Source organism: Methylobacterium terricola (assembly GCF_006151805.1).
Classification (GTDB): domain Bacteria; phylum Pseudomonadota; class Alphaproteobacteria; order Rhizobiales; family Beijerinckiaceae; genus Methylobacterium; species Methylobacterium terricola.
The window spans coordinates 83,894-106,305 of the sequence record NZ_VDDA01000006.1 but is presented as its reverse complement, the minus strand read 5'-3'; the positions used below and the strand labels follow the sequence as shown (position 1 = coordinate 106,305).

The 22,412-nt window shown below is 70.5% G+C and carries 20 protein-coding genes and 1 pseudogene; 7 read left to right on the top strand and 14 right to left on the bottom strand.

The window, feature by feature from the left end; translation table 11 throughout:
* The first annotated feature begins 107 nt into the window (after window positions 1–107).
* The 4 genes from mazG (at window position 108) to FF100_RS16060 (ending at window position 3,267) form a co-directional block, all read left to right on the top strand.
* Window positions 108–923, top strand: coding sequence for a nucleoside triphosphate pyrophosphohydrolase (gene mazG / locus FF100_RS16075; protein ID WP_139036702.1), 816 nt, complete (start codon window positions 108–110; stop codon window positions 921–923).
* 101 nt (window positions 924–1,024) lie between these two features.
* Entirely contained in the window at window positions 1,025–1,606 is a 582-nt protein-coding gene (locus FF100_RS16070; protein WP_205824915.1) for a helix-turn-helix domain-containing protein, read from the top strand.
* Window positions 1,607–1,617: 11 nt separating this feature from the next.
* A complete protein-coding gene (locus FF100_RS16065) occupies window positions 1,618–2,133 on the top strand; it encodes a GNAT family N-acetyltransferase (protein ID WP_139036700.1) in 516 nt (171 codons plus the stop codon).
* Between the two features lie 114 nt (window positions 2,134–2,247).
* On the top strand, window positions 2,248–3,267 hold the full coding sequence (locus FF100_RS16060; RefSeq protein WP_139036699.1) for a catalase family peroxidase: 1,020 nt from the start codon (window positions 2,248–2,250) through the stop codon (window positions 3,265–3,267).
* Between the two features lie 42 nt (window positions 3,268–3,309).
* Here FF100_RS16060 and FF100_RS16055 read toward each other — a convergent pair whose 3' ends face one another.
* The 3 genes from FF100_RS16055 to FF100_RS16045 form a co-directional block, all read right to left on the bottom strand.
* Entirely contained in the window at window positions 3,310–3,630 is a 321-nt protein-coding gene (locus FF100_RS16055) for a HigA family addiction module antitoxin (protein WP_139036698.1), read from the bottom strand.
* 56 nt (window positions 3,631–3,686) lie between these two features.
* The gene (locus FF100_RS16050) at window positions 3,687–3,959 is read right to left on the bottom strand and encodes a type II toxin-antitoxin system RelE/ParE family toxin (protein WP_139036697.1); all 273 of its coding nucleotides are present in this window, start codon (window positions 3,957–3,959) and stop codon (window positions 3,687–3,689) included.
* Window positions 3,960–4,240: 281 nt separating this feature from the next.
* Window positions 4,241–5,404 (bottom strand): IS110 family RNA-guided transposase, encoded by a 1,164-nt coding sequence (locus FF100_RS16045; RefSeq protein ID WP_139036696.1) that lies wholly within the window; start codon window positions 5,402–5,404, stop codon window positions 4,241–4,243.
* A 549-nt stretch (window positions 5,405–5,953) separates the two neighbouring features.
* Between FF100_RS16045 and FF100_RS16040 the strand changes: the two genes are divergently transcribed.
* Entirely contained in the window at window positions 5,954–7,171 is a 1,218-nt protein-coding gene (locus FF100_RS16040) for an MFS transporter (RefSeq protein ID WP_139036695.1), read from the top strand.
* Window position 7,172: 1 nt separating this feature from the next.
* On the opposite strand, the gene FF100_RS16035 is transcribed toward FF100_RS16040, so the two are convergent.
* The 11 genes and pseudogenes from FF100_RS16035 to dusB form a co-directional block, all read right to left on the bottom strand.
* On the bottom strand, window positions 7,173–8,333 hold the full coding sequence (locus FF100_RS16035) for an AAA family ATPase (protein ID WP_139036694.1): 1,161 nt from the start codon (window positions 8,331–8,333) through the stop codon (window positions 7,173–7,175).
* Window positions 8,334–8,496: 163 nt separating this feature from the next.
* Window positions 8,497–8,757: pseudogene (locus tag FF100_RS38635) on the bottom strand (DUF6883 domain-containing protein); the annotation flags it as partial.
* A gap of 79 nt (window positions 8,758–8,836) precedes the next feature.
* Window positions 8,837–9,076, bottom strand: coding sequence for a DUF4926 domain-containing protein (locus FF100_RS16030; RefSeq protein ID WP_246102114.1), 240 nt, complete (start codon window positions 9,074–9,076; stop codon window positions 8,837–8,839).
* A 63-nt stretch (window positions 9,077–9,139) separates the two neighbouring features.
* Window positions 9,140–10,519 (bottom strand): GTPase HflX, encoded by a 1,380-nt coding sequence (gene hflX, locus FF100_RS16025; protein ID WP_246102113.1) that lies wholly within the window; start codon window positions 10,517–10,519, stop codon window positions 9,140–9,142.
* A gap of 228 nt (window positions 10,520–10,747) precedes the next feature.
* Window positions 10,748–11,002 (bottom strand): RNA chaperone Hfq, encoded by a 255-nt coding sequence (gene hfq, locus FF100_RS16020; RefSeq protein ID WP_048429571.1) that lies wholly within the window; start codon window positions 11,000–11,002, stop codon window positions 10,748–10,750.
* Window positions 11,003–11,283: 281 nt separating this feature from the next.
* Complete coding sequence (gene ntrX, locus FF100_RS16015; RefSeq protein WP_139036691.1) at window positions 11,284–12,654, bottom strand: nitrogen assimilation response regulator NtrX; 1,371 nt, start codon at window positions 12,652–12,654, stop codon at window positions 11,284–11,286.
* 137 nt (window positions 12,655–12,791) lie between these two features.
* Window positions 12,792–15,119: a sensor histidine kinase NtrY-like gene (locus FF100_RS16010; RefSeq protein ID WP_139036690.1), complete on the bottom strand. Its 2,328-nt coding sequence runs from the start codon at window positions 15,117–15,119 to the stop codon at window positions 12,792–12,794.
* Window positions 15,120–15,251: 132 nt separating this feature from the next.
* Entirely contained in the window at window positions 15,252–15,689 is a 438-nt protein-coding gene (locus tag FF100_RS16005) for a Ros/MucR family transcriptional regulator (protein ID WP_139036689.1), read from the bottom strand.
* An 873-nt stretch (window positions 15,690–16,562) separates the two neighbouring features.
* On the bottom strand, window positions 16,563–18,020 hold the full coding sequence (ntrC, locus tag FF100_RS16000) for a nitrogen regulation protein NR(I) (RefSeq protein ID WP_139036688.1): 1,458 nt from the start codon (window positions 18,018–18,020) through the stop codon (window positions 16,563–16,565).
* A 5-nt stretch (window positions 18,021–18,025) separates the two neighbouring features.
* Entirely contained in the window at window positions 18,026–19,186 is a 1,161-nt protein-coding gene (locus FF100_RS15995; RefSeq protein WP_425463316.1) for a two-component system sensor histidine kinase NtrB, read from the bottom strand.
* Entirely contained in the window at window positions 19,183–20,289 is a 1,107-nt protein-coding gene (dusB, locus tag FF100_RS15990) for a tRNA dihydrouridine synthase DusB (protein WP_139036686.1), read from the bottom strand. Before dusB ends, FF100_RS15995 begins: the two co-directional genes overlap by 4 nt.
* A gap of 381 nt (window positions 20,290–20,670) precedes the next feature.
* On the opposite strand from dusB, the gene FF100_RS15985 reads away from it, so the two are divergent.
* Both FF100_RS15985 and FF100_RS15980 read left to right on the top strand, forming a co-directional pair.
* Window positions 20,671–21,903, top strand: a complete 1,233-nt coding sequence (locus tag FF100_RS15985; protein ID WP_246102112.1) for a bifunctional 2-C-methyl-D-erythritol 4-phosphate cytidylyltransferase/2-C-methyl-D-erythritol 2,4-cyclodiphosphate synthase — start codon at window positions 20,671–20,673, stop codon at window positions 21,901–21,903.
* A complete protein-coding gene (locus FF100_RS15980) occupies window positions 21,900–22,400 on the top strand; it encodes a CinA family protein (protein ID WP_139036849.1) in 501 nt (166 codons plus the stop codon). The genes FF100_RS15985 and FF100_RS15980 overlap by 4 nt, the downstream gene beginning before the upstream one ends.
* Window positions 22,401–22,412: the final 12 nt, after the last annotated feature.

Genomic DNA, 22,412 nt, shown 5'->3' with positions numbered 1-22,412 from the left:
AAACTCAGTCCCCTGCCCTGCCCCTCGTGGCGCTTCACCGAAGTCCCGGCGGCGCCTATGAGCGGGGTGGAGGCGCCGCCGGACGCGGCGCGGACGGATGGCCCGACATGAGCACCCCCCCGATCGCGCGGCTTCTCGGGATCATGGCGCGCTTGCGCGACCCGGAGGGCGGCTGTCCCTGGGACCTGGCCCAGACCCCGGCCAGCATCGTCCCCTACACGATCGAGGAGGCCTACGAGGTCGCCGACGCGGTCGAGGGCGGCGACCCGGAGGAGCTGCGCGACGAGCTCGGCGACCTCCTGTTCCAGGTCGTGTTCCAGGCCCGGATCGCCGAGGAGGCCGGCGCCTTCACCTTCGACGACGTGGCGACCGCGATCGCCGACAAGATGGTGCGCCGCCACCCCCACATCTTCGGCGCGGTCCGCGGTCTCGATCAGGAGGCGGTGAACGCGCAATGGGCGGCGATCAAGGCGGAGGAGCGTGCCGCCAAGGCGGAGCGCGACACGACCTCCGGCCGCGCGCGGCCGGACGGGACGCTCGCCGGCGTACCCCTGGCGCTCCCCGCCCTCGCCCGGGCGGAGAAGATCTCGCGCAAGGCGGCAGCCGTCGGTTTCGACTGGCCGGATGCCGCCGAGGTCATCGCCAAGGTGCGCGAGGAGACCGACGAGGTCGCGCAGGCGCTGGCCGGGGAAGGCCCGGACGCGGTGGCCGAGGAGATCGGCGACCTGCTGTTCTCGGTCGCCAACCTCGCCCGCCACGCCGGCGTCGATCCGGAAGAGGCCTTGCGGCGGGCCAACCTCAAATTCCAGCGCCGCTTCGCCGCCATGGAAGACGAGGTGACGAGGGACGGCCGCACGCTGCCGGAGGCCGGACTGGCCGCCATGGAGGAGGCCTGGATCGCGGTGAAAAGGCGGGAGCGCTGACGGCCCTCATATCAAGAGAGTGACGACGACGGACGGGCTTGACCGTCGCTCTCGTGTGAGAGATTTTCTCTTTTATGAGAGATGGTCCCGCACCCGCATCCATGCCCGATCCCCTGCCCGAGGCCTCGGCCTCCGACACCGACCTGCGCCTCGCCGCGCGGCTCGCCTCCCTGCGCCAGGAGCACGGCCTGTCCCTCGACGCGCTCGCGGCGAGCAGCGGCATCAGCCGGGCGACCCTGTCGCGGCTGGAGCGGGCTGAGACCAGCCCGACCGCCTCGCTGCTCGGCCGGCTCTGCACCGTCTATGGCCGGCCGATGTCGCGGCTGCTGGCCGAGGTCGAGGCCGATCCGGCCCAGGTGGTGCGCCACGCCGAGCAGGCCGTCTGGGTCGATCCCGAGACGGGCTTTCGCCGCCGGGGCGTCTCGCCCCCGGCCCGGGGGTTCTCCGCCGAGCTCGTCCTCGGCACCCTGCCGGAGGGGGCGACCATCGCCTACGAGGCGCCGCCGGTCGGCGGCCTCGAGCATCACCTCTGGCTGCTGGAGGGCCGGCTCGACCTCGCTCTCGACGGCGTGACCCACGCCCTCTCGCCGGGGGATTGCCTGCGCTACCAGCTCGCCGGCGCCTCGCGCTTCACCTGCCCGGGCCCGGAGGCCCGCTACCTCATCGCGATCTGCCGGCCGTGAGAGACCCCGTCATGACATCGATCGAGATCCTCTCCCCCGCCGCGGCCGAGGCCGCCCTGCCCGACCTCGCCGCCCTGCTCCACGCCTGCGTCCTCGACGGGGCGAGCATCGGCTTCGTGCTGCCCTTCGCCCTCCCCGAGGCCGAGGCGTTCTGGCGCGACGGGCTGCCGGCCCTGCAGAGCGGCGCGCGCCGGCTGCTGGTGGCCCGTGACGACGGGCGCATCGTCGGCAGCACCCAGGTCGGCCTCGCCGGCCCGCCGAACGGCCGCCACCGGGCCGAGATCACCAAGGTGCTGGTCCATCCGGACGCGCGCCGCCGCGGCCTCGGCCGGGCGCTGATGCTGAAGGCCGAGGCGATCGCCGCGGCGGACGGGCGCTCGCTCCTGATCCTCGACACCCGCTCCGACGATGCCGGCGAGGCCTTGTACCGCTCGCCCGGCTACGCCGTCACCGGCGTGGTGCCGGACTATGCCTGCTCGCCGAGGGGCGTGCCGGAGGCCTGCACCTTCATGCACAAGCGGCTTTAATCCGCACCCAGCCTGGAATTTGACGAATTTTTGATCGGCATTCGCTTGCGCACAATCGAATGGTCGGGTCATCTCGCGCCGGGCCGACTCGGCCCTGTGAAGGGACCACCGACCATGACCCACTCCCTCCTCCGGCGCACGCTCATCGGCGCGGCGCTGACGCTCGCCGCGCAGGCCGCCTTCGCCCAAGCCGCCTTCGCCCAGACCGCCCCGGCTCAGGACGCCTCGACCACGGCCGAGCAGACCATCGCGGCGATGACCAAGATCTTCGGCGACCATCCGGGCCAGCGCGCGAACCACGCCAAGGGCGTGGTGGTGGAGGGCAGCTTCACCCCGTCGAAGGACGCCAGGACCCTGAGCAAGGCGGGCGTGTTCGCCGGCCCCGCCGTGCCGGTGACCGTGCGCTTCTCCGACGCGACCGGCCTGCCGCAGATCCCGGACGGCGCGCCCGAGGCCAACCCGCACGGCCTGTCGATCAAGTTCAAGCCCGCCGACGGCACCGAGATGGACATCGTCGCCAACTCGCTGAAGTTCTTCCCCGTCGCGACCGGCGAGGAGTTCCGCGATCTCCTGGTGGCCATCACCCGGAGCGGCCCCGACGCCGCGAAGCCGACCCCCGTCGAGCAGTTCATGGCGGCGCACCCGAACGCCCCGAAGGCGCTCGCCACCGCCAAGACCCCGTCGAGCTTCGGCCGCCAAGTCTATCACGGCGTCAACGCCTTCGTGCTGGTCGACGCCATCGGCAAGCGCAACGCGTTCCGCTACCGCTTCGTGCCGCTGGCCGGCGAGGAGATCCTGAGCGCCGACGACGCCAAGGCCAAGGGCCCGAACTATCTCGTCGAGGAGATGCCGGCGCGGCTGGCCCAGGGCCCGGTGGCGTTCCGGGTCGAGGCGCAGATCGCCCAGCCGGGCGACACGACCAAGGATTCGACGATCCCCTGGCCGGAGGACCGCCGCTTCGTCGATCTCGGCACCCTGACCCTGACCCAGGCGGTGCCCGACAGCCAGGCCGTCGAGAAGACCCTGCTGTTCATGCCCAACAACCTGCCGGACGGCGTCGAGGTCTCGGACGACCCGCTGATCGATGCCCGGGTCCAGGCCTACGCGATCTCGTTCGGGCGCCGCTCGCAGTGAGGAGCGGGCGCGCGGCTCGGGGAGGGCCCGCGCCGCGCGCCTTCAGGCAGCCTTCCGCGGCAGGGGCCGGATGCGGTCGACCTCCGCGCCGATCCGCCTCTGCGCGCAGCGGAGGTCGTGATCGCCCTGGAGGTTGATCCAGATCTGCGGGTCCATGCCGAAATAGCGCCCGAGACGGAGCGCGGTATCGGCCGTGACCGGCGTCTCCTCCCGCACGATCCGCTCGATCCGGGTGCGCGGCACGCCGCAGGCCTTGGCAACGGCATAGGCCGTGAGCCCGAGCGGCACCATGAAGTCCTCGCGCAGCACCTCCCCGGGATGGAGCGGCGGAAGCAGATCTTCGGTTTCCAGTTCGATCGCCATGGGGCGGTCCCCTCTGAGGCCGGGTCTATACCCATGCCTGCGATGGAATGTTTGCTTCATTGATAGTCCGTGATCTCGACGTCTTCGGGTCCCTGGCTCGTCCAGCGGAAGCAGATGCGCCACTGATCGTTGATCCAGATGGCGTGCTGCCCGGATTGATCGTTCAGAAGCGGATGCAACCTGTTGTCCGGCGGGACCTTCAAGGCGTCGAGTGAGGTCGCGCTGTGAAGATAGCGCAACTTGCGACGGGCGACTTTCAGGATGCCGGTCGGCAATCCCTTGGGTTGCTGATCGTTGAACACAGCCTTGTATGGGCTGCTCTCAGTCAAGGTCCTTTATTGCATTTGGATCCACCTTTCAGTCACGATAGTACGATCCGAGGGGAGCCTTCGCCCGGGCGCAGTCCGCGCCGCAACCTTGTATTCGGTCGGGTCATCCTGAACCCAGACCATGAAGCAGTCATTCGCTTCGGCGGCGTGGCTCCGAGGCGGCGGGCCCATTCTCGGTTCGGCAGGGTCGCCATGGCTGTGTTCGGGTCACCGCCACCTCGGATCGTGATCGGCGGCCCGCGCGCGTCGCGGCAGCCGTCGAAGTCGGGTGACGCCAGGCGTCAGGCTGCAATGGGGCGCAACTGCACACCCTGCGGAACCTCACCGCTCATCACCAGTCGCCAGAGGGCGATGAGTAGTTTGCGCGCCAGCGCCACGATCATCGTCGTTTTGCGCTTGCCCCCACCTTCCGTGCGCTCACGGTACCAAGTCGCTAATGCGCTCTCCGGCTGGAACCGGAGGAACCGCCAAGCGAACTGCATCAGACCGCGGCGAACTCTTGCGTTTCCGGCCTTCGCCAAGCCTCGCTCCCGGCGCTTGGTCCCGCTCTCGTCAGGCGAGCCCGTTACACCCGCGTAGCGAGCCACGGCTCGGCGATCTCGAAGGTTCCTACAGAGAACCTCGCGCACGAGCATGTCCGCCGTTTCCACCCCCATCCCGACGATCCGTGTCAGGAGTTGCACCTTTGCTTGTGCCTCGTCTGCTGGGGTCTGTTCCAGACGCTCGAGACGGCTCTTCTCGATCGCTGCGATCTGCTCGCGAACCCAGGCCAACCGAGCCATATCCCGCTTCAGCTCCGCCAACATGTTCGGCGGGACCAATATGCCCTCGGGCGTTCTCAGCTCTTCGAGCTGGGCTGACGCCTTGGTGCGGTCGGGCTTGAAGGAGCGAAGGCCGAGGCGAATGAGGGCTGCCTTCATGCGGTTGATGATTCGCGTTTGCTCGCCGACGAGGTTTTCGCGCTCACGGCTGGGGCGTTTAGCATCCTCTTCCTCAACCGTCGGCACAGCGACCATCTTGCAATGCCGTGGCTCACCGCGCAGCCAGCCAAGGAACACCCGGATCAGCATCTCGGTATCGAGCCGGTCTGTCTTGGCCCTGCGATGCTCGCGTGAGACCGCTACGCTCGTCGAATGGACGACGAAGGCCTCAACACCGTGTGCTTTCAGCCAGCGGGCCAGCCAGAACCCGTCGCGTCCAGCCTCATAAACCAGCACCACGCGATCCACGAATTGGCCCGATGCTCCTGCCTTCTCGCGCCATTTGCCGAGCCAACCCAGCAACGCGACTGGATCCGGCTCCAGCTTCTTGAGCGGTCGCTGGCTGATCCCAGGAACGACCGCCGCCGCCAGCCATCTCGACTGGCTCATCTCAAGCACAGCCACGAGGGTTCGGTTCTGGTCAAACGGAACGAAGGAACGGCTCAGATCATCCACCTGGGTCATGGCGCACCTCCACCTGCTGTCAGGCGACACCCGGATACGGCCCCCTGGCGATAACAAGAGGCACACGTGCACGTTGTTTTGATCAGATGATCGATGCTTCGCATCGACCATCTGCCTCATGCCCGTTCACTGGCGGGGGCGGGTCAAGGCCTTGTCGCGCAGAGCGCGATGGCGCGCAGCGCCAGCCTTGACGCGCTCACGACGGTGAACAATCCGAAGCTGCAGCAGCGCTCAGTGAGAGGTCCGCCTTCTTGTCACCCAAAGGTCGGTCCCGACGTCGCCGGACACCTGTTGTCCATGCCGGCAATGATACCAGAGCCGCCGCCCTCCCATAGCTTCTCGGTTCGGTCATCGGCAAAGCTGCGGATCACGATGAATTCTCGGCCGTCGTTTTTGGTATCATAGCATGATACTAAGAGGTCCGGAAGAGGTTGGTGTTGCCCGCTCGTGGCAATGCCCTTCGATCGAAGCCGACGGCGACAATTCGCGTTGCGGCGGTGGTCCGCTCACCGCCATTGTCGACCCACGCTCCTCCACTACCCCCAGTCGATGACCGCCTTCCTCAAGGACAACCTGCGCTGGCTCGCGGCCGGGTTCCTGCTGCTGTTCTGCTCCTGCTTCGGCCAGACCGTCGTGGTCGCCCTGTCGGGTGGGGCGATCCGGCGGGAGTTCGGGCTGTCCGACGGGGCGTTCGGGACGCTCTATGCCGGCGTCACCCTGGCCTCGGCGGTGGCGCTCGCGGGGCTCGGCGGGCTCCTCGACCGCTGGCCGGCCTCCCGGGTGGTGAGCCTCGCCGCTCTCCTCCTCGCGGCGGGCGCCGCCGGCCTCGGGCTTTCGCCGAACCTCCTGGTGCTGGCACCGAGCCTGTTCCTGCTCCGCCTCGCCGGCCAGGGGCTGATGCTGCAGACCGCCTACACGCTCATCGGGCGCTGGTTCGCGGCGGAGCGCGGCCGGGCGGTGTCGCTCGCCGCCACCGGGCTCAATGCCGGCCAGGCCTGCCTGCCCCTCGGCTTCGTCGCCGCCGCCGCCCTCTTCGGGTGGCGCGGCGCCTGGCTGGCGATCGCGGCGATTCTGATCGTCGGGGCGCTCCCCCTCGCCCGCCACCTCGTGCGGCGCGAGCGGGTGCCGGTGGAGACGGCCCGCTCCGGCCCGGCCGAGGGGGCGACCCGCGCCCAGGCCCTCGCCGACCCGTATCTCTACGGGTTGCTGCTGGCGATGCTGCCGCCCTCCTTCATCAGCAACACGATTGTCTTCCACCAGGTGCATCTCGCCGAGAGCCGGGGCTGGCCGCCCGCGATGCTGGCCGCCGCCTTCCCGCCCTACGCGGCCGCGACCCTGGTCTTCCTGCTCGTGGCCGGCCGCCTCGTCGACCGGTTCTCGGCCCTGGCCCTGCTGCCGTTCTACCTGGTGCCGTTCGGGCTCGCCTGCCTGATCCTCGGCGGGGTCGGCGCCCCATGGGCCGCCTTCGCCTTCATGCTGCTCTACGGCGTCACCGACGGGATCTCGCTGACCCTGTTCGGCGCCCTCTGGCCGGAGGTCTACGGCACCCGCCATCTCGGGGCGATCCGCGGCGCCATCGTGGCGATCATGGTGCTGGGCACGGCGCTCGGCCCCGGCCTGTCGGGCCTGATGATCGATGCCGGGGTGCCCTTTTCCGGGATCGTGACCGGGATGGGCGTGTATTGTCTGACGATCTCCGGCGGCCTGCTCCTGGTCCGGCGCCGGCTCGTCGCGCATCTGCACGGGCGCCGTTTCGCGGCGGCATGAGCTACCGCTTCGGCCAGACCCAGGATGGCGGGTCGTGGTCCGGCGCCAGGGTCTCGCCGAGGCGCTTGTCGAGGGTGATGCGGGCGGCGCCCTCCTGCTCCAGGCCCGCGACGAGCGCGGCGGCGTGCGACACCACCACGACCTGCGTGGCTTGCGCCGCCCGCGCGATCAGCCCGGCGAGGGGTGCCAGCAGGTCGGCGTGCAGGCTGGTCTCGGGCTCGTTGAGCACCATCAGGTCGGGCGGGCGCGGCGACAGAAGTGCTGCCGCGAGCAGGATGTAGCGCAGGGTTCCGTCCGAGAGCTCCGGCCCGCGCAAGGGGCGCAGCAGCCCGTGCTGACGCAGCTCGAGCGAGAACTGGCCGTCGCTCGCCGCCACCGACAGGGTTGCGCCCGGGAACGCCGCGGCGATGGTCGCGTCGAGGGCGTCGCGGTCGCCGATCTCCCGGATGGTCTGGATCGCCGCCGCGACGTCGGCGCCGTCGGCCGCGAGCACCGGCGTGCGGGTGCCGATCTGCGGCCGGCGGGCCGGGGCGTCGCGGTCGGTGCGGAAGTGATCGTAGAAGCGCCAGGCCCGCATCCGCTCGCGCAACGCGAGCACGTCGAGGGCGTCGCGGGGATCGGCGCCGTGGGTCATCAGGCTGTCGAACGGGGCGAGATCGCGAAGGGCCTCGCGCCAGGCGCCGGATTGGTCGCGCAGCCGCACCAGCGGCCCGCGCCGCTCGGCGAAGATGTTGGCCCGGCCGACGATCGGCCCGGTCCAGACGCTCTCGGCCTTGATCTCGGGGTCGTGGGCGAAGACCGTCTCCTCCCGGGACGCCGACGGCAGGCCGAGCGCGATGGCGTAGCCGTAATCGTCGTCGGAGAAGCCGAGCTTCAGCTCGACGGGGTGGCGCCGCACGGTCCCTTCGACCCGGTGCGTGCCGTCGAGGACCCGGCGCCCGAATGTCTCAGGCCCGGCCCACAGGGCCGAGGAGAAGCCGCCCTCCTGCGCGAGCGACGGGATCGCCCGCCCCTGCGCGACCTCGGCGAGGAGGCGCAAGGCGCGGTAGAGGCTCGACTTGCCGCTGCCATTCGCCCCCGTGACCACGGTCAGCCGGTCGAGGCCGAGGATGATGTCGCGTAAGCTGCGGTAGCCGGAGATGGCGAGACGGTGGATCGGCATGGGTATGACTCAGGCCCGGGTCATCATGCGATTGAGTTGCAATATGGCGACGATCTCAATCTCTATTTTGCTGCATTTTCTGCATCGATCCGTCATTCAATTCGGCAGAGAAAATTCGAGACCTTGGAGAAAGGATCGCTCCTCTATTTGGGTCGGTCTCCGATCAACCCCTCGTGGGCGGGATAGCCGTAATGAAGCGAGCATGACTGCTCGACTCGACCGACCAAATCGTTCTCACGCGTGGTATTCGGCCATCAGGCGCTTGAATCGGCCGTTCGAAAACCAGTTTGCGGTCGCACGAATCCGAGTTCGCGTCGCGCACAAGGTGGCTTGCGATCGAATGTTCCAAGAGGGCGAAGGCGAGTTCGTTGGGATTTTCAAGAGAGAAGCCGAAGCGAGCGAAGAACAGAGCCTTGGGACCGCCCGCTCGATGAGTTTAGTTCAGGAGGTAATGTGTGATCTTACGTGGCTCTATCAGCCACTCCGACGGCCAATCCGCCACCTCAGATCGGAGCTCGGGCGACGAGCGTAAGGTCGCCCGGATCGATCGTAGCCAAGGCACCAGGTGGCTCTGCGAACTCGACTTCGTAGGCTGCGCCACCGCGCCAGATTCCTACGATCGTACCCTCGGAGCCCGCGGCGATCTGGTCGCCGTCATCCGTGATGACGGCGACGTTGATCGTGACGCTGTCGAGGTCCTGAAACCTCGACCGCGGCTCTTGCCGCCGCATCAGGAAGACCATGTCCGCTGTCATGGCGTGAGGTTACCCGAGGCGAAGAATTCCGCAAGCTCCGGTGAACGGACCTCACCCGCCCCCCCGCAACCGCCGCGCCGCGCCGAACCGGTTGAGGAAGCGCGGCTCCTTCTCCGGCGCCACCCGGACGACGAGGTGCAGGGCACCCTCGGCATCCTCGCGGCGGTCGAGCACCTCGGCATTCTCGTAGAGCCAGTGCAGCTCGGCGCCTTGCGCCGGCTCCAGGATCACCGCGAAGCTCGTGCGGGCCGCCGCGATCCGGGCCTCGATCCGGCTCATCAGCCGGTCGATGCCCTCGCCGGTCAGCGCCGAGAGCAGGACGGGCTTCGGCCCTTCCTTGCCGTTCGGCCGGCTCAGGTTGAGCAGGCGCTCGCGCTCCGCCTCGTCGAGGAGGTCGGCCTTGTTCCAGACCTCGATGATCCGGTCGGCGTCGGGCTCGATGCCGAGCTCGGCCAGCACCTGCGCCACGTCGGCGCCCTGCGCCTCCGCATCCTCGTGGGCGATGTCGCGGACGTGGAGCAGGATGTCGGCCTCGATCACGTCCTCGAGCGTCGCCCGGAAGGCGGCGATCAGCATGGTCGGCAGGTCGGAGATGAAGCCGACGGTGTCGGACAGGATCGCGGTCTCGCCGTGCGGCAGCTTGATCGCCCGGGCGGTCGGATCGAGGGTCGCGAACAGCATGTTCTCCGCCAGCACCTCGGCCCGGGTCAGGCGGTTGAACAGGGTCGACTTGCCGGCATTGGTGTAGCCGACGAGCGCGACGATCGGGTACGGCACCCGGCGCCGGGAGCGGCGGTGCAGGCCGCGGGTGCGGGTGACGGTCTCGAGCTCGCGCTCGATCCGGGTCATCCGCTCCTGGATCATCCGCCGGTCGGCCTCGATCTGGGTCTCGCCCGGGCCACCGAGGAAGCCGAAGCCGCCGCGCTGGCGCTCGAGGTGGGTCCAGGACCGCACCAGCCGGCTGCGCTGGTAGGCGAGATGCGCGTGCTCGACCTGCAGCGTGCCCTCGCGGGTCGAGGCGCGCCGCCCGAAGATCTCCAGGATCAGGCCGGTGCGGTCGATGACCTTGACGCCCCAGGCCTTCTCCAGGTTGCGCTGCTGCACCGGCGAGAGCGCGCAATCCATGACCACGAGGCGGATGCCGTCGGCCTCGATGCGCCCGGCGATCTCCTCCACCCGGCCCTTGCCGAGGAAGGTCGAGGGCCGGATCTGCTGGACGGTGACGAGGAGCTTGTCGGCGACGTCGAGCTCGATCGCGGCGGCGAGGCCCACCGCCTCGTCGAGCCGGGCGAGCGGCGGACGCGGCTCGCCGTGGGCGTCGCGCTTCGTCGGGTAGGGGCCGATCACCAGCGTGCGGGTCTCGGCCGCGATCGCGGCTTCCGGCTCGGCCTGGCGCTGCAGGCGGATCTCGCCTGGGGTCCGCGGTTCCATCGTCTCTCCGGCTGCCCCCGGAATCGGTCGGGAGTCCATCGGACAGAGGTTGGATGGAGGCGTAAGATAATCAAGCGTCGGGGCGCATCCGCGGCCCGGGATTCGACGGCGACCCTGTCAAAAGGCAAACCGGCAAAAAACAGGCCGCGTCGCGCGGCCTGGACACTGGCATGGGGGCGCGAACGGGACCCGGGGGGCCGCGTCGCGCATCGGTCCCTCCGGACGGGATCAGGCCTTCTCGGCCCCCTCCTCGCCCTGCTCGAACAGCTGCACGGGGTGGCCCGGCATGATGGTCGAGATCGCGTGCTTGTAGACCAGCTGCGAGTGGCCGTCGCGCCGCAGCAGCACGCAGAAGTTGTCGAACCAGGTCACGACACCCTGCAACTTCACGCCGTTGACCAGGAAGATCGTCAGCGGGATCTTGTTCTTGCGAACGTGGTTGAGGAAGGTGTCCTGCAGATTCTGAGCGCGTTCGCCCGCCATTCTTCTTGTCCTTTGAACCCGCTGCCAGTCCTGTCGACGGGTCGGTCCGTGTTGTCGTTTTGCGGGAGGCGCGGCGCGCCGCCCCGGGATCCGGCCGTCCCATTACACGGTGAAGCTCGTCCGGACGCAAGTGCAGACTGGCCGCAGGGGAGATCCCCCGGGCCGCGATCCTGCCGCGTCCGGCCGTGCCCGCGATCCTGTCGCGTTCCGGCCACAGGATGCCTTAGCAGAACGACGGGAGCTTGACACTCACAAAAGCGGGTCCCGGGACCCGGCCGTCGTCAGGCGCCGATGCCGAGGGACTTGAGCTTCCGGTGCAGGGCCGAGCGTTCCATGCCGATGAACTCGGCGGTGCGGGAGATGTTGCCGGAGAACCGGGCGATCTGCGCCACCAGGTACTCGCGCTCGAAGATCTCGCGCGCCTCGCGGAGCGCCAGGCTCATCAGCTTCTCGCCGCCGGCGCCGCTCGGGGTGGTCGGCACGAGCGCCCCGACCTCGCTCGGCAGCATCTCGGTGGTGACCTCGGTCTCGGGATCCCCTTGCGTCAGGATCATCAGCCGCTCGACGTTGTTGCGCAGCTGGCGGACGTTGCCGGGCCAGTCGTGCGATTGCAGCACCGCCATCGCGTCGGCGGCGATGCGCCGTTGCGGCAGGCCGGTGGCGGCCGAGATCTGTTCCATGAAGAATGCGATCAGCTCCGGCACGTCCTCGCGCCGCTCGGCGAGCGAGGGAATGCGGATCGGCACCACGCTGAGGCGGTGGAACAGGTCCTCGCGGAAGCGGCCGCCGGCGATCTCCTCGGCGAGGTCGCGCGACGACGACGAGATGATCCGCACGTCGACATGGACCCGCGTCGTGCCGCCGACGCGCTGGAAGTTCTGGTCGACGAGGACCCGCAGGATGCGGTTCTGGGTCTCGCGCGGCATGTCCGCGACCTCGTCGATGTAGAGGCTGCCGCCATGGGCCTCCTCGAGCGCGCCCACGCGCCGCGGCTTGCCGTCCTGGGCCTCGACCCCGAACAGCTCGGCCTCCATCGTCTCCGGGGTGATCGTGGCGGCGTTGATCACCACGAAGGGGCCGTTGGCCCGCGACGAGGCGGCGTGGATGGTGCGGGCCGACAATTCCTTGCCCGAGCCCGGCGCGCCCGCGATCATCACCCGGGCGTTGGTCGGCGCCACCCGCTCGACGGTCTGGCGCAGCTGGTTGGCCGCGACGGAGGCGCCGACGATGCGGCTCGCCTGGCCGGAGCGCGCCTTGAGGTCGCGCACCTCGCGCTTGAGGCGCGAGGCCTCCAGCGCCCGCTCGGCCACCAGGATCAGCCGGTCGGCCTTGAACGGCTTCTCGATGAAGTCGTAGGCGCCCGCCTTGATCGCCGAGACCGCGGTCTCGATGTTGCCGTGGCCCGAGATCATCACCACCGGCAGGTCCGGGGCCTGGGCCTTGATCACGTCGAGCACCTGCAGCCCGTCGAGGCGCGAGCCCTGGAGCCAGATGTCGAGGAAGACGAGGTGGGGGCGGCGCGCCTCGATCGCCGCCAGCGCCTCGTCGGAGGAGCCGGCGGTGCGGGTGCGGTGGCCCTCGTCGTCGAGGATGCCGGCGACGAGCTCGCGGATGTCGGCCTCGTCATCGACGATCAGAATGTCGGCGCTCATGGCTCAGGGCCTCCCCGCGGCGCGGATGGCGGTCCCGGAGGCTCCGCACCCGCTGCTGTATCGAATTCGGCTGTGTGGAATGGGGCTGTGCGAGGTCCGGCGCTCCCGGCGGCCCCCGGCGGACGGGACCTTGCGCGTCACGCGGCGGTCTCCGGGGACGTCCGCGCGGCCTCGGCCGGCCGCGCCGGCCGGGCCGGCGGCTCGTCGCGCCGCACCTCCCTGAGGACCCGCATGCGCACCTGCCCGCCACGCCCGCGCGGGTTGTCGTTCAGCTCGATGCCGCCGCCGTGCTCTTCCAAGACCTTGCTCACGATCGCCAATCCGAGGCCCGTGCCCCCCTCGCGGGTGGTCATATAGGGTTCGAGCAGCCGCTGGCGCCCTTCCTGCGGGAATCCCTTGCCGGTATCGGTGATCTCGATCACCGCCGCCTCGCCCTCCTCGTAGAGGCGCACCGCGACCAGGCTCTCGCCCCGCACGTCCTCGGGCACCGCCTGCACCGCCTCGACGGCGTTCTTGAGGATGTTGGTGATCGCCTGCGACAGGAGCCGCGTGTCGAAGGCGGCGCTGATGCGGCTCGCGCCCTCCTCCAGCGTGAAGGTCACGTCGGGATGGGCCACCCGCATCATGAACAGGTTCTGCTTCACGATCTCGGTCAGGTCGTTGCGGGCGATGGCCGGCTTCGGCATCCGGGCGAAGGACGAGAACTCGTCCACCATCCGCTTGATGTCGTCGACCTGGCGCACGATCGTGGCGACGCACTGCTCGAAGATCTCCTTGTCGGCGGTGATGACGCGCCCGTACTTGCGCCGGATGCGCTCCGCCGAGAGCTGGATCGGGGTCAGCGGGTTCTTGATCTCGTGGGCGATGCGGCGGGCGACGTCGGCCCAGGCCGAGGTGCGCTGCGCCGTCACCAGGTCGGTGATGTCGTCGAGGGTGACGACGTAGCCGCGGTCGCCGTCCTGCGACTGCTCGCTCGTCATCCGCACGTCGATGGTGCGCTCGCGGCCGTTGCGGGCGATCTGGATCTGCTGCTGGGTCGGGCGGGCGCGGGCATCGCCCGGCAGGCCGCCGAGCTCCGGCATCACCGCCTCCAGCGGCTCGCCGACGAGGTCGGCGACGGAGCGCCCGAGCATCCGCTCGACGGAGGGGTTGGCGATGGTGATGATGCCGCGCCCGTCGACGCCGATCACGCCGGCCGGCACCCCGGCCAGCACCGCCTCGGTGAAGCGGCGGCGGCTGTCGATCTGCTCGCTCTGCTCGATCAGGGTGGTGCGCTGGCGGCTGAGCTCCTGCGTCATCTTGTTGAAGCTCTCGCCGAGATGCTGCAGGTCGCCCTCGGTCTTCCGGAACGGCACCTGGGCGTAGTAGTTGCCGGACGCGACCTGGTCGGCGGCGTTGATCAGCCGGCGGATCGGCACCACGAACCGGTTGGCGAAGTTGAGCCCGAACCACACCGCCGAGAGCAGCGCGATCAGGGCGATCAGCGCGAACATCGTCGCGAAGGCGATCTGCACGCTGCGCCGCCCGGCATCGATGGTCAGGAACTCGGTCGCGGCGGCCCGCGACACCCCCGGGAACTCGACCGCGAGCCGCGTCACCTCGCGCTCGACCAGCAGGAAGGCGTCGTCGTAGGCCGGCAGCCGCATCAGCGTGCCGAAGACCCGGCCCTCCCGCGGCAGCAGGCAGGTGGCGTCGGCGGATTTCGCCGCCTCCTCGAAGTCGCTGGCCGAGGGCAGCGGCGGGTCCTTGAGGATGTCGATATTGGCCCGTGCCACGGTCTCGGTCGGCGAACGCATGATCCGGGCGATCGGCAGGCCGAGCGAGGCGGCCCGCGCCGTCATGAAGCTCTCGAACCAGACGCGCTCGACGTCGAAGGCCGGCCGCGCCCGGGTCAGGTCGTCGGAGAGGATGCGGGCCTCGCGGGCGAGGCTCTGGCACTGGTTCGTCAGGTAGGCGTCGGCGACGTCGACCGACATCAGCACGACGTTGCGCATCCGGTCCGAGAACCAGGGCGACAGGCCGCGCTCGAGCGTGATCGACGCCACCACGGCGAGCAGCACCGTCGGCAGGGTCGCGATCAGGCTGAACAGGCCGACGATGCGGGTGTGCAGCCGCGCGGCCGCCGCGTTGGTGCGCCGCGCCCGCAGGAAGACCCGCGCCTCCCAGGCGATCACCACGACGAGCAGCAGCACCAGGGCGACGTTGCTGAGCAGCAGCGTCACCACCACGGTGTGGGTCGGCGCGATCGCGGTGGCGCCGACCAGGATCAGGAAGGTGGCGAGCGCCAGGGCCAGGGCGACGATGACCGCGAGCGCCCCGAACCAGCCCGGACCCCGCGGGGCGGCGTCGTGAGCCGGCCTGGACGGGGTCTGGACCAGCCTGGGCGGGGCCTCGACCGGCCCGGGGGTGGGACCGGCCGCGCCGGCAGGGGGCGCCGAAGCCCGGGGGCGTCGTGTGAACAGCATCCGTGGTGCAAGGCCACTACAGTGTGGCGAAATTAATACGGATGCCGCCGCGGCGGCAATCGCGGCCGCGGGGGATCAGGCCCGTGCGGAGGTCATCCGAGGCGGGCTCGCGCCGGGAGGGCGAGCCCGGGATCAGGCGGCCTGGGTCGAGCGCGGGCGGCGGACCACCGGCTTCTGGCCGAGGCCGATGCTCTTGGCGAGCTCGGAACGCTGGGCGGCGTAGTTGGCGGCGACCATCGGGTAGTCCGGCGGCAGGCCCCATTTCTGGCGATACTGCTCGGGGGTGAGGCCGCGGCCGGCAAGATGGCGCTTCAGCGTCCGGTACCGGCGCCCGTCCTCCAGGCTGATCAGGTAGTCGGGCGAGACGGTCTTCTTGATCGGCACCGGCGGGACCAGCCGCTCGGGCTCCGCCGGCGCGGCCGTGCCGAGCCGGGCCACCGCCTCGTGGACGCTGCGGATCAGGCTCGACAGCTCGCCCACCGGCACGCTGTTGTTCGACACGTAGGCCGATACAATATCGGACACCAGGCCGATCATCTGAGGCGTTTCGACGTGGTCAGCTGAACTCATTGCGGTCCTCGAGAAGTGCGGGCCCCCGTCCGAGGTGATGGATGTTACGCCAGTCTCCGTCAACTGCAAGGTGTCTCGATCAACATGAGAGATGGATCTGCTTTAGTGCAGCGTATTTCCGTAGGGTCAACCATACCGTCCGGTGCGGCGACCGGAGATCGGTCGGTCGGGCGGCGGGAGGATGAGCGCGGGGGATCCGGGTCAGGGATCGGATCGGGAAAACCATTGTCGATCAGCGGTTTGCCGTGGAATGGCGAAGTCGCGCGCGGATCCGCGGCGGGCCGGCGAGACGCGTCGACCGGGCGCCGCGCGCTTGTTCGGCCCTCACTTAATAACAGGTAAAACCAGCGGATTAATACGTTTTCGCCGCTCCGGCCGGTACGCAGAGGTCCAATCCAGGCCTGCATTCGCCAGCCGCCGCACCGCGTGTTGATCGGTCGAGACCGTACGCTGCCGCCGGATGCGCGGTCATGCCCGCTTCTGCTCACGGCCATCCGCTGTCTTCATGAGCTAACGTAGAGTATTGAGGCGGCGATCGCCGTATCCTTGACTTTGCGTCATGATTCGGCGCGACAGGAAAGGCTTCCTTTCCAGCCGTCGAGACGGACCGGACGTCCTGATCAGGCGGTGCAAGGTCGAACACGAGCCAGGACGCGGCGCGGGACCGTGGAGCGGCGCACCGCTCGCCCGCGACTCCGGTCAGGCCAAAAGCGGACCAGGCAAACCCGGCTCCACTCCCAATCTTGCCAGATTATCCCAACAGGCAAGCGCGAAGCAGGAAGCGGGGCCGTGGATGCGTCGGAATGCCGCGCGGGGTCGGGCCGGTTGTCCACCGGCCCGACCCCGCCGCGCCGTCAGCGCGGCGTCCGGAAGTCAGCGGGGCGTCCGGAAGACTTGGAGATCGAGGTCGCGCACCTTCTTGCGCAGGGTGTTGCGGTTCACCCCGAGCAATTCGGCGGCGCGGATCTGGTTGCCCCGGGTCGCCGCGAGCGCCGCGCCGATCAGCGGCCCCTCGATCTCGCGCAGGACGCGGTGATAGAGGCCGGGCGGCGGCAGGGTGTCCCGGTAGCCGGAGAAGTACTCCGACAGATGCCGCTCCACCGCCGCCGATAGGCCCTCCGATTCCCCGCCCCCCTTGCGCGCCGTCCCGCCCTGCGCGGGCGCGGCGAGCGGCAGGGTGTCGAGCTCGGCCTCGATCACCGGCCCGGTGATCGTCTCCTGCGGGTAGAGCGCCGCCAGGCGCCGCACCAGGTTCTCGAGCTCGCGCACGTTGCCGGGCCAGCGGTAGCGCTTGAGCTTCTCCATCGCGTCGCCGTCGAGCTGCTTGCGCGTCAGGCCCTCGCGCTCGACCAGCACGAAGAAGTGGCGCACCAGGTCCGGCACGTCCTCGGAGCGCTCGCGCAGGGCCGGCAGGCGCAGCGGCACCACGTTGAGGCGGAAGAACAGGTCCTCGCGGAAGATGCCCTGCTGGATCGAGACCCGGAGGTCCTTGTTGGTCGCCGCGATGATGCGGACGTTGGTCTTGATCGGCACGCGGCCGCCGACCGTGGTGTACTCGCCTTGCTGGAGGACGCGCAGGAGCCGGGTCTGGGCCTCCATCGGCATGTCGCCGATCTCGTCGAGGAACAGGGTGCCGCCCTCGGCCTGCTCGAAGCGGCCGGCCGACCGTGCGGTGGCGCCGGTGAAGGCGCCCTTCTCGTGGCCGAACAGCTCGGATTCGATCAGGTCGCGGGGGATCGCCGCCATGTTGACCGGCACGAACGGCCCCGAGCGGCGCCGGCCGTAATCGTGCAGCGCCCGGGCCACCAGCTCCTTGCCGGTGCCGGATTCGCCGGTGATCATCACCGTGAGGTCGGTCGGCATCAGGCGGGCGAGCGAGCGGTAGATCTCCTGCATCGCCGGCGAGCGGCCGACCAGCGGGATGTCCTCGTTCTCGGGCGCGGCGCCCGGCGCCGCGCTGCCGCGCGGGCGCGACAGGGCGCGGCCGACGATCGCGGTCAGCTCCTTCAGGTCGAAGGGCTTCGGCAGGTACTCGTAGGCGCCGCGCTCGGAGGCGCGGATCGCCGTCATGAAGGTGTTCTGCGCGCTCATCACGATGATCGGCAGGTCCGGCCGCACCCGCTTGATGCGGGGCAGGAGGTCGAAGGCGTTCTCGTCGGGCATCACCACGTCGGTGATGACGAGGTCGCCCTCGCCTTGCGCCACCCAGCGCCACAGGGTGGCGGCGTTGCCGGTCGAGCGCACCTCGTAGCCGGCGCGCGACAGGGCCTGGTTGAGCACGGTGCGGATGGCGGCGTCGTCGTCCGCCACGATGATGTGTCCGTTCGGCATGGCGCTCACTCGGTCTCGACGGAGGATTCGCGCCCGTCGCGGGCATGCGACATCGGCAGGAGGACGCGGAAGGTGGTGCGGCGGGGGGCGGGATCGCACTCGACGATGCCGCCATGGTCGCCGACGATCTTGGCCACCAGCGCGAGGCCGAGGCCGCTCCCTTGCGCCTTGGTGGTGACGAAGGGGTCGAACAGGTCCGGCAGGAGCTCGGCCGAGACGCCCGGGCCGTTGTCGCGGACCGCGACCTCGATCGGCAGGCTCACCCGCTCGCGCGAGCCCGGCACCTGGAGGCGCAAGCCCGTGCGGAAGGCGGTCGACAGGATGATCTCGCCGTCGACCGCGTCGGCGCCGATCGCCTCGGCGGCGTTCTTGACGAGATTCAGGATGACCTGGATCAGCTGGTCGCGGTTGCCGAGCACCGGCGGCAGCGAGGGGTCGTAGTTCTCGACGAAGCGGATGTGGCGGGCGAAGCCCGACTGGGCCGAGCGCTTCACCTGGTCGAGGACGCCGTGGACGTTGACCGGCCCTCGCTCGACCGGGCGCTCGTCGCCGAACAGTTCCATCCGCTCGACGATGCGCACGATCCGGTCGGATTCGTCGCAGATCAGCCGGGTCAGCAGCCGGTCGTCCTCGGTGCCGGACTGCTCGAGGAGCTGGGCCGCGCCGCGGATGCCGGCGAGCGGGTTCTTGATCTCGTGGGCGAGCATGGCGCCGAGCGCCACCATCGAGCGGGCCGCGCCGCGATGGGTGAGCTGGCGGTTCATCTTGTCGGCGATGGTGCGCTCCTGGAGCATCAGCACCACGAGGTCGTCGTCGAGATGGGTCGCGAACACGTCGACGCTGCGCTCGACGCCGGTGCGCGGCGAGGCGAGCTCGACCCGGTACTCGCTGACGCTGGCGCGCCGCCGCCGCACCTCGTTGACGAGGGCGATGATCGGCGAGGAGAACGGGATGATGTCGCGCAGGCGCTGGCGCTGCATCATCCGGCGCGAATAGTCGAAGAAGTGCTCCGCCGCCATGTTGACCTGCAGGATCCGCTCGTCGGGACCGATGGTCAGGACGGGCAGCGGCAGGGCGTTGATGATCATCTCGCTCGTCGGGCCGCTCATGAACGACGCCTTCCGGGTGCGGGCGGCAGGGGGGGCTGGCGCATCGCTCATCCTCATGCGGCCCGCGATGCGGGCCGTGCGGCCTGCTGCTCAGGCCGTGCCGGCGAGCCCTCGAAGGCGCGCCGCAGCAGCCGCGCGGCCTCGTCGGGGTCGGTGGTGGTGACCAGCCGGGTCCGTTCGGGCGGGGTGAGCCCGCCGGCCTGGTCGGCATAGGCCGCGAGATGCTTGCGGGCGTGGCGCACGCCCATCCGGGTGCCGTAGAGCGCGAGCAGCCCGTCGTAATGCTCGGCGGCGAGCGCGGCCCTGGCGGCGGCGTCCGGCTCGGTCATCGCCTCGCCGGCGAGCCCGGCCGCGACCGCCGCGACGAGCCAGGGCCGGCCGACCGCCGCCCGCCCGATCATCACCGCGTCGGCGCCGGAGGCCGCCAGGCAGGCCCGGGCATCGTCGAGGCTGCCGACGTCGCCGTTGGCGACGACCGGGATCGCCACCGCCTCGCGCACGGCGCGGATCGCCGCCCAGTCGGCGCGGCCGGTATAGAATTGCTGCCGCGTGCGGCCGTGCACCGTGACGGCGGCGTAGCCGAGCCGTTCGGCCCGCCGGGCGAGGTCCGGGGCGTTGCGGCTGGCGTCGTCCCAGCCGAGCCGCATCTTGACGGTCACCGGCACCGACACCGCCTCGCGCACCGCGGCGAGCAGGCGCTCGGCGTGGTCGAGGTCGCGCATCAGGGCCGAGCCGGCCTGGCCGCCGGTCACGGCCTTGGCCGGGCAGCCCATGTTGACGTCGATCACGTCGGCGCCGTTCGCCGCGGCGAGGCGCGCGCCTTCCGCCATCCAGCGCGGGTCGCAGCCGGCGAGCTGGACGATGTGGGGCAGCACGCCCTCCCCCTCGGCCCGGAGGCGGGCCTCCTCGGTGCCGCGGGCGAAATCCTCCGCCGCCACCATCTCGGACACCGTCGCGGTGGCGCCGAGCCGGCGGGCGATGCGGCGCATGTGCAGGTCGGTGACGCCCGAAAGCGGCGCGAGCAGCGCCCCGCGCACGCGCAGCGCCCCGTGCGCCGGCCCTGCCCCGGCGAGCGGCGATCCGCTCGGGATCGGCTCTCTTGGCAGCGCTGCCGGCCCGGCCCCCGGCGCCCCTGCGCTCAAATAATGGTCAGTCGTCATTGTGCACAGCAAATAGCCAAAACCTGGTCATACGCAAGCGCGTTCGGCTTTCGATCCCCGAATTGCCCGCGAATTGTCGGCTGGTGGGATCCTGCCCGGCCCGCGGGCGCCCGGTCGGCGCCGGCGGGCCTCGCGCGCGCCGGCGTTCCGCGCCGATCGCCGGCGTTCCGCGCCGATCCAGGTCCGTCGGGGCGACGATAACCGCCGCCAGCCGCCGAAGGAACGCGGCGAGAGCCGGTCTTTGCTGCATGGCGGGAATGGCCCTGGCGCGGGATTGCATGAGGTGGGACGCCCCGCCCACGCGGCACCGCCCTTCCCCTGGTGCATTTGCCTCGCCGGACCGCCCCGGCTAAGGAGCGGGCAATCCCGGGAGCGACCCTTTTGACCCTTCCCCAGATCGCCGCGGTGGTCGTCGCCGCGGGGCGCGGCATCCGCGTCGGCGGCGACACGCCCAAGCAGTATCGCCGCGTCGGCGGCCAAGCGGTCCTGACCCGGACCCTGGCGGCGCTCGCCGCCCATCCGGGCGTCACGCGGATCCAGGTGGTGATCGCCGCCGATGCCGCCGCCTTCTACGGCGAATGCCTGGGCGACCTGTCGCCCGGGGCGCAGGCCAAGCTCGCCCGGCCCGTCGAGGGCGGCGCCACCCGGCAGGCCTCCGTGCGGGCCGGGCTCGCGGCGCTGGCCCGGGACGGGACCCCCGATCTGGTGCTGGTGCACGATGCCGCCCGCCCCTTCGTCGACGACGCCCTGATCGACCGGGCGATCGCGGCAGCCGAGACGCACGGTGCCGCCGTGCCGGGGGTGCCGGTGAGCGACACCATCAAGGTGGTCGAGCCGGACGGCCGGGTGCGCGAGACCCCCCGGCGCGAGGACTTGCGCGCGGTCCAGACCCCGCAGGCGTTCCGCTTCGCGCTCCTGCACGAGGCCCACCGCCGCGCCGCCGCGGAAGGGCTCGACGGCTTCACCGATGACGGGGCGCTCGCGGAATGGGCCGGCCTGCCGGTGGCGGTCTTCCCCGGAGACCTGCGCAACCGCAAGATCACCCAGGCCGCCGACCTCGTCGAGGCGGACCGCGCCTTCTCGCCCGATTCCGGCGCCGCCCAGGATATGACCGCCATGACGCTTCTGACCCGCCTCGGCACCGGCTTCGACGTCCACGCCTTCACGGAGGGCGACCACGTGTGGCTCGGCGGCGTGCGCATCCCGGCCGATCGCGGCGTGCTCGCCCATTCGGACGGCGACGTGGTGCTGCACGCCCTGACCGACGCGATCCTCGGCGCGCTGGCCGACGGCGATATCGGCGTCCATTTCCCGCCGAGCGACCCGCGCTGGCGCGGCGCCTCCTCCGACCAGTTCCTCGCCGACGCGGTGCGGCGGGTGGCCGAGCGCGGCGGGGTGATCGACCATCTCGACATCACGGTGCTCGCCGAGGCGCCCCGCATCGGCGCCCACCGCGACGCGATCCGCACCCGGATCGCCGAGATCGCCGGCGTGCCGCTCTCGGCGGTGTCGATCAAGGCGACGACGACGGAGAAGCTCGGCTTCGTCGGCCGGGCCGAGGGCCTGGCGGCCCAGGCCGCCGCCACCATCCGCCTGCCGGAGGCGCGCGCCTGATGTTCGATGCCGCCCTCATCACCCGGGCGAGCGTGCTGATCGCCGCCTATCGCGAGCGCCAGGCCCGCCTCGTCACCGCCGAATCCTGCACCGGCGGCCTGGTGGCCGCCCTGCTGACCGAGGTGGCGGGCTCCTCGCAGGTCGTGGAGCGCGGCTTCGTCACCTATTCCAACGAAGCGAAGGCCGAGATCCTCGGCGTCGACTTCAACCTGATCTCGGCCCACGGCGCGGTGAGCGAGCCGGTGGCCCGGGCGATGGCCGAGGGGGCGCTCGCCCATTCCCGCGCCGACGTGGCGCTGGCCATCACCGGCATCGCCGGTCCCGGCGGCGCGACGGCGACGAAGCCCGTCGGCCTCGTCCATTTCGGCCTCGTCGCCGCCGGCCGGGCGACCCGGCACATCGAGCGCCGTTACGGCGATCTCGGCCGCTCCGAGGTCCGGCGCTGCGCCGTCGAGGATGCTTTGGGCTTCCTGGAGATGGCGCTGGAGAAGGTGTGACCGCGGCAGCCG

Bases quoted from the DNA above. Each gene is read 5' to 3' on its own strand.
- mazG (WP_139036702.1), top strand. From the start codon at position 108: ATGAGCACCCCCCCGATCGCGCGGCTTCTCGGGATCATGGCGCGCTTG.
- FF100_RS16070 (WP_205824915.1), top strand. From the start codon at position 1,025: ATGCCCGATCCCCTGCCCGAGGCCTCGGCCTCCGACACCGACCTGCGC.
- FF100_RS16065 (WP_139036700.1), top strand. From the start codon at position 1,618: ATGACATCGATCGAGATCCTCTCCCCCGCCGCGGCCGAGGCCGCCCTG.
- FF100_RS16060 (WP_139036699.1), top strand. From the start codon at position 2,248: ATGACCCACTCCCTCCTCCGGCGCACGCTCATCGGCGCGGCGCTGACG.
- FF100_RS16055 (WP_139036698.1), bottom strand. From the start codon at position 3,630: ATGGCGATCGAACTGGAAACCGAAGATCTGCTTCCGCCGCTCCATCCC.
- FF100_RS16045 (WP_139036696.1), bottom strand. From the start codon at position 5,404: ATGACCCAGGTGGATGATCTGAGCCGTTCCTTCGTTCCGTTTGACCAG.
- FF100_RS16040 (WP_139036695.1), top strand. From the start codon at position 5,954: ATGACCGCCTTCCTCAAGGACAACCTGCGCTGGCTCGCGGCCGGGTTC.
- FF100_RS16035 (WP_139036694.1), bottom strand. From the start codon at position 8,333: ATGCCGATCCACCGTCTCGCCATCTCCGGCTACCGCAGCTTACGCGAC.
- FF100_RS16030 (WP_246102114.1), bottom strand. From the start codon at position 9,076: ATGGTCTTCCTGATGCGGCGGCAAGAGCCGCGGTCGAGGTTTCAGGAC.
- hflX (WP_246102113.1), bottom strand. From the start codon at position 10,519: ATGGAACCGCGGACCCCAGGCGAGATCCGCCTGCAGCGCCAGGCCGAG.
- hfq (WP_048429571.1), bottom strand. From the start codon at position 11,002: ATGGCGGGCGAACGCGCTCAGAATCTGCAGGACACCTTCCTCAACCAC.
- ntrX (WP_139036691.1), bottom strand. From the start codon at position 12,654: ATGAGCGCCGACATTCTGATCGTCGATGACGAGGCCGACATCCGCGAG.
- FF100_RS16010 (WP_139036690.1), bottom strand. From the start codon at position 15,119: ATGCTGTTCACACGACGCCCCCGGGCTTCGGCGCCCCCTGCCGGCGCG.
- FF100_RS16005 (WP_139036689.1), bottom strand. From the start codon at position 15,689: ATGAGTTCAGCTGACCACGTCGAAACGCCTCAGATGATCGGCCTGGTG.
- ntrC (WP_139036688.1), bottom strand. From the start codon at position 18,020: ATGCCGAACGGACACATCATCGTGGCGGACGACGACGCCGCCATCCGC.
- FF100_RS15995 (WP_425463316.1), bottom strand. From the start codon at position 19,186: ATGAGGATGAGCGATGCGCCAGCCCCCCCTGCCGCCCGCACCCGGAAG.
- dusB (WP_139036686.1), bottom strand. From the start codon at position 20,289: ATGACGACTGACCATTATTTGAGCGCAGGGGCGCCGGGGGCCGGGCCG.